Annotated in this window: 5 protein-coding genes and 1 pseudogene; 3 read left to right on the top strand and 3 right to left on the bottom strand. The window is 51.1% G+C overall.

Going from position 1 to position 4,751, the window contains the following annotated elements; genetic code table 11:
- The coding region (locus Q0231_RS04895; RefSeq protein ID WP_299345803.1) for a DUF1465 family protein at window positions 1-351 on the top strand (351 nt) is incomplete at its 5' end.
- A gap of 83 nt (window positions 352-434) precedes the next feature.
- Here Q0231_RS04895 and rpmE read toward each other — a convergent pair.
- A complete protein-coding gene (gene rpmE, locus Q0231_RS04890; protein ID WP_269394882.1) occupies window positions 435-656 on the bottom strand; it encodes a 50S ribosomal protein L31 in 222 nt (73 codons plus the stop codon).
- Window positions 657-894: 238 nt separating this feature from the next.
- Between rpmE and Q0231_RS04885 the strand changes: the two genes are divergently transcribed.
- On the top strand, window positions 895-2,748 hold the full coding sequence (locus tag Q0231_RS04885) for an ABC transporter transmembrane domain-containing protein (RefSeq protein WP_299345799.1): 1,854 nt from the start codon (window positions 895-897) through the stop codon (window positions 2,746-2,748).
- A 9-nt stretch (window positions 2,749-2,757) separates the two neighbouring features.
- Window positions 2,758-3,228 carry an N-acetyltransferase gene (locus Q0231_RS04880; RefSeq protein WP_299345796.1) on the top strand — a complete coding sequence of 157 codons (471 nt, stop codon included), beginning with the start codon at window positions 2,758-2,760 and terminating at the stop codon, window positions 3,226-3,228.
- Between the two features lie 166 nt (window positions 3,229-3,394).
- Here the strand turns inward: Q0231_RS04880 and maiA are convergent, their stop codons facing one another.
- Both maiA and Q0231_RS04870 read right to left on the bottom strand, forming a co-directional pair.
- Window positions 3,395-4,018 (bottom strand): maleylacetoacetate isomerase, encoded by a 624-nt coding sequence (maiA, locus tag Q0231_RS04875; RefSeq protein ID WP_299345793.1) that lies wholly within the window; start codon window positions 4,016-4,018, stop codon window positions 3,395-3,397.
- 22 nt (window positions 4,019-4,040) lie between these two features.
- Window positions 4,041-4,601 (bottom strand): annotated as a pseudogene (locus Q0231_RS04870) (peptidoglycan-binding protein); the annotation flags it as partial.
- Window positions 4,602-4,751: the final 150 nt, after the last annotated feature.

The raw sequence follows: 4,751 nt of genomic DNA, 5'->3' as shown, positions 1-4,751 counted from the left end.
CTTTACGCCTCACAATCTATGCAATTGACGACACGTTTGATGCAGCTGGCAAGTTGGCTTTTGTTGCAGCGGGCCGTGCGCGAGGGTGAATTGACCGAAGAGCAAGCTCAATCTGAAGAGCGACGGGTCGAATTGAACACAAAGATGGCGGATAAAGACGTGCCGATGTGGGAAACACTGCCCTTGGCCATGCGCGAAATGATTGAAAAAGCTGATTCTTTAAACAAACGCATTCATGCGCTTGATGCAATGGAACGTGGTGGCGCTGAAGAAGCGGAGCAAAAGGTCAATCCGGTCAACAACCATTTGGCGCGATTGCGCGATGCTTTTGGCGCCAAAACTGAGGGATAGTTTGGTTCCATATTGAATTTTGAACACAAAAAACCCGGCCAAAACAGCCGGGTTTTTTAATTCTGCTAAAAGCTTTGGATTGCTTAACCCAAGATGCCTTTGTATTTGTCTTTAAAGCGAGACACACGGCCACCGCGGTCCATCAATTGACCTGTGCCACCAGTCCAAGCTGGGTGGGTCTTTGGATCAATATCAAGCTGCATTGTTTGGCCTTCTTCACCCCAAGTTGAACGAGTGGTGAATTCCGTACCGTCTGTCATAACCACTTTGATCATGTGGTAGTCTGGATGAATGTCTTTTTTCATCTGGTTGCGCCTTCAATTCAAATAATGAGGTTAAGGGCTTTCCACAGGCGCCAAAATACGCCTTGCTGCCCACCTCAGGGAAACAGTTGGGCGGGTTCTACCCGATCTTTGATGAAACTGCAAGTGTGCAAAAGCGCTGGGTGTGATGAATCTGAGGCTTTGGTGCATACGGCTATTGAGTTGTTCGCATGGAGTACCTATTTTAGCCCCACAATTTGCCGTTCAAGGAAATCAAAATATGACTGATCTGTCCAGCCAGCCAGCCGGGGACAAGCGTGAAGACGCGAAATTGCGCACCGACAGCAAATCGCGTCTGGAAAAGATTATCCTGACAGCGGATCGCGAAAGCCAAACAAAATCCTCAGAGCCGCTCAAGGCTTTGTTGCCGTTTTTGCTAAAATATCCATTTCGGCTTGGGTTCACCGCATTGTTTTTGCTGGTTGCGGCCTTTGCTGCACTGGCGATCCCGTTTTTTGCAGGCAACATAATCGATGAAGGTTTTGTCACCCAAAATCTGGAGGTGGTGAATTCTTACTCAATTGGCATTATTGCCATCGCCGGTGTGCTGGCTGTTGCTTCTGCGGCGCGGTTCTATTTCATCTCCGTCATTGGTATGCGGGTGATTACCGATATCCGGCGCGCGGTGTTTGATCATTTGATGAATATGGATGTGGTGTTTTTTGACACCAACCGCACGGGCGAGTTGATTTCGCGCATTACCTCAGATGTGGGCATTGTGCGCGGCGCGCTGGATAGCGCTTTGCCCGTTGTTTTACGCTCGGCGGTCATGTTGGCTGGTGCGGTGATTATGATGTTTGTCACCTCGATTTATTTGGCAACTGCTGTTGTGGTCATTATTCCGGTTTTGGTGTTTCCAGTGGTCTGGTTGGGGAAATATATCCGGGGCCTTTCGCGCAAGCAGCAAGACAAAATTGCTGACCTGGCAGCCCTTGCCACAGAGACTTTTGGCGCCATTAAGACGATTAAAGCGTTTACCCGTGAGGGGCAGCGCAATGACGAATATGGCGAATATGCTGAGGCGAGTTATCAGTCTGAAGTGTCGCGCCTGCTGGTGCGTGCCGGGATGATCGCCTTTGTGATTTTCCTGACCGCTTCAGGCATTGTTGGTTTGATTTGGTTGGGCACACAATTGGTTTCAAGCGGGCAAATCACTGTCGGCGAACTCAGCCAGTTCCTGATTTATGCGATGATGGCAACTGGAACCCTTACGGGCATTTCTGAGATTTTGGGTACTTTGCAAACAGTTGCCGGCGCAACCGAGCGGATTACTGAAATTTTGGGCACAGAGCCCAGCATTGATGCCGCTAAGCATCCGGTCGCGTTTCCGGTACCAAGCCCGGCAACAGTATCATTTAACGATGTGCATTTTCAGTATCTCACCCGCAACGACGAAAGCGTTCTGAACGGTATTAGTTTTGAGGTGAAATCTGGCGAAACGATCGCTTTGGTCGGCCCTTCTGGTGCGGGAAAGTCCACCGTATTTGCATTGTTGCAACGGTTTTATGATGTGAGTGGCGGCACTATTTTGGTGGATGGTATTGATGTTCGCGAGGCCGATTTTACTGAATTGCGCAAACGCTTTGCATATGTGGAACAAGACGCGATCATGTTCTCGGGCACCATTGCGGACAATATTCGGTTCGGCAAGCCTGATGCGAGCGACGAAGAGGTGCGCGAAGCGGCGCGAGTGGCTTTGGTTGATGAGTTCGTACAGCGCTTAGAACATGGCTATGAGAGCATTGTGGGCGAACGCGGGGTGATGTTGTCCGGTGGGCAAAAACAACGTGTGGCCATTGCCCGCGCTTTGCTAAAAGATGCGCCTATTTTGCTGCTCGATGAAGCCACAAGCGCGCTGGATGCTGAAAGTGAAACGAAGGTGCAGCAGGCACTTGAACGTTTGATGATTGGGCGCACCACTTTGGTTGTTGCCCACCGCCTTGCCACCATCAAAAATGCTGACCGTATTTTGGTGCTTGAAGATGGGCATATCATCGATGAAGGCACCCATGATCAGTTGGTGACCAAGGGCGGTCGCTACGCTGAATTGGCAAAGCTGCAGTTTCAACAGTAGGAGAGGCATGTGAGCGATTATTTAACGCTTGCAATGAATTTGGGTGATCCTATTCCGCATGGCATCTGGCCAATGGACGTCCAACTTGTTGCCTTTTCGCCGGCAGAACATGCCACCCAAGCACGCCAATTGCTAAATCTGTGTTACGCCAATGGCGGTGGTGAAGTGCAACAATATGATGAGTGGTGGTCAATTGTTGCAAAAGACGCAGAGTATGATTCTACCTTGTGTTTTCCGGTGGTCAGTCGTGACACGCGCGAACTGGTTGCATTTGCACATTGCTGGACCAGCGGATTTGTTAAAGACATTGCTGTTCATCCAAAATGGCGACGACGCGGCATTGCGCAAGCGCTTATGGCCGATATTTTTCTGCGTTTTCAAGAACGTGGATCCGACGTTGTTCGGTTAAAAGTTGTTTGTGATAACCCACATGGTGCGGTTGAATTCTACCAAGCGATCGGCATGAGTGTTGAAGGCTGAGTTCAGCCTAGATTGCTGAAGGGCGTAGGTTCCTGCTGGTGGGTGCGCGGGTGTTGGTCGTCCAAATGGTCCAGCCCATGGTTGGAAAATCATTCAAAAGCTTTGTGCGCTCTTGCATCATCCTCGGACCCTCGGGTCAGGCCCGAGGGTGACGAAGGGGAATTGACTAAGTTGCTTTGCGGTCTGGATAGTCAATTTGGTTCTCTGGCCGTGCCTTTTTGAATGCGCCAAGTTCAATGCAACGTGCTTCTATTGTCAGCAGAAGCGGATATGGCGACAGGTCAACGTTAAAGCGCCGTGCGTTGGCCAATTGAGGGATCAGATGTAGGTCGGCCCACCCCGGTTCTTCGCCAAAACAGAAATCGGTTTTCTTTTTCTTTAGTTTCAGGGTTTGCTCAAGAGCGCTGAACCCCACCCTATGCCAATGTTGAACCCAGTCTTGCGCACGTTCCGTGCCGATCATTTTTTGAATGCGCATCTGCGTTAGGGGGTGCATTTCTGACGAAATGTGGGCCGCAAAGGCTTTTGCTTGGGCCTTGATGATTGGGTCTGTGGGCAAGAGGGGATGTGTTGGAAAGGTTTCCTCTAAATAGTCCAAAATCGCTGAAGATTGAGCGATAAAACTCCCGCCGACTTCAAGCGTCGGCAGCAAGCCTTGAGGGTTGATGCGCAAATATTCCTGCTTAGATAGTGCGCCAATGGGGACATATTCGTAATCAATGCTCTTGAGGTCGAGCGCTATGCGCACTCGTTCTCCAGCTGAATTTTGCCATCTGGAATAAAGACGCATTGGAACTCCGTTTGACGGGCTTTTAGTCCGTCAGCTTAAACTCGATCCGGCGATTGCGGCGGTAGGCTTCGTCGGTGTCACCTGGGTCGATGGGTTGGAATTCACCAAATCCAGCGGCGACGAGGCGGGTGGGTGAGATGCCTTGATCCACCAAATATTTTGCCACAGAGATCGCCCGACTTGCAGACAATTCCCAGTTTGAGGGGAAACGGGCGGTTTTGATGGGGCGTTTATCGGTGTGTCCATCGATGCGCAAAACCCAGGGAATTTCGGGTGGAATTTGGGTTTCAAGTTGCTTGATGGCGTTGGCAAGGGCGTTGAGATCGGCCAAGCCAGCATCCGCCACTTCCGCGTCACCGGCGCTAAACAGCACTTCAGATTGGAACACAAAGCGGTCGCCCACAATTCTTATATCGTCGCGATCGGCCAGAATTTCGCGCAATTGCCCGAAGAAGTCTGAGCGATATCGAGATAAGTCTTGCACACGTTGAGCCAGCGCCAAGTTGAGCCGTCGACCAAGATCGGCAATGCGGGTGCGGCTTTCGGTGTCGCGGGATTCAGAAGCGCCAAGGGCGGCTTCAAGGAGGTCATCGCCACCATCGAGACTACGCAACCGACGCACCTCTCGCTGTTTGGTGGGCACGCTATGTTCTGGATAGCCGGCATCATGTTGCCGACTTTCCTGCTGCTAATGAGCGCGAGCAGCATCTATCAGAAGTTCGCCTCCGCCCGT

The organism is uncultured Maritalea sp. (assembly GCF_937139385.1).
Taxonomy (GTDB): Bacteria; Pseudomonadota; Alphaproteobacteria; order Rhizobiales; family Devosiaceae; genus Maritalea; species Maritalea porphyrae_A.
This window is presented reverse-complemented; position numbering and strand designations above follow the sequence as displayed.